Source organism: Porphyromonas sp. CAG:1061 (assembly GCF_000435035.1).
Lineage (GTDB): Bacteria > Bacteroidota > Bacteroidia > Bacteroidales > Porphyromonadaceae > Porphyromonas_A > Porphyromonas_A somerae.
Map to the genome: position 1 here is coordinate 7883 of NZ_HF988891.1, position 777 is coordinate 8659.

The 777-nt window shown below is 56.1% G+C and carries 1 protein-coding gene; it reads left to right on the forward strand.

Annotation, left to right across the window (positions count from 1 at the left end; all coding sequences use genetic code 11):
- On the forward strand, positions 1–777 hold a 777-nt coding region (locus QVO39_RS02945), incomplete at both ends, for an HAD-IC family P-type ATPase (RefSeq protein WP_288171703.1).

A 777-nucleotide genomic window follows, 5' to 3' on the forward strand; every position in this document is an offset into this window, starting at 1 on the left:
TGGTGGGTGATAGGATCCGCCTGCGTCACGGAGATAGTGTGCCGGTGGATGGCAAGCTAGAGGAGGAGGGTTCCTTTGATGAAAGTAGCATCACTGGCGAACCCTTGCCTCGTACCAAAGTGGCGGGCGAAGAGGTCTACTCTGGGAGTATTTCCGTGGGTAAAGCAACCACTTTTATCGCCACAAAGGTAGGTGAAGAGACGCTACTGAGCCGTGTGGTAGAAGCGGTTCGCCATGCCCAAGCGACCAAAGCTCCTATCCAAAGGATTGCCGATAAGGTGGCGGGCTACTTTGTCCCTACCATCCTTTTTCTTGCCTTGGTAACGCTACTGGCGTGGGGATTGGGCGGAGGTGAAACCCCGTGGTTACACGGCATCTACTTCGCCATCAGTGTGCTGGTGATCGCCTGCCCTTGTGCCTTGGGATTGGCCACCCCGACAGCCATTACCGTGGCGATGGGCAAAGCTTCTTCCCTCGGTTTGCTGGTGAAGGATGCTACCGCCCTAGAGCAATTGGGCAAGGTAACCGACGTAGTTTACGATAAAACAGGGACGCTGACCAAAGGAACTCCCACCATCGTGGCAGCTCAATGGCTGGCGAAAACGCCAGAGAATGAAGCGCTCCTCGTACGTGCCGAGCAGATGAGTAGCCACCCCCTAGGCGCCGCCATCATTGCCGCCTACAGTGCAATGGGCAGCGATGCCACCCCCGAATCACTCACCGAGGTGCCTGGCAATGGGCTCTTCTTTTCCCATAATGGAGAGAATTACCGTATCG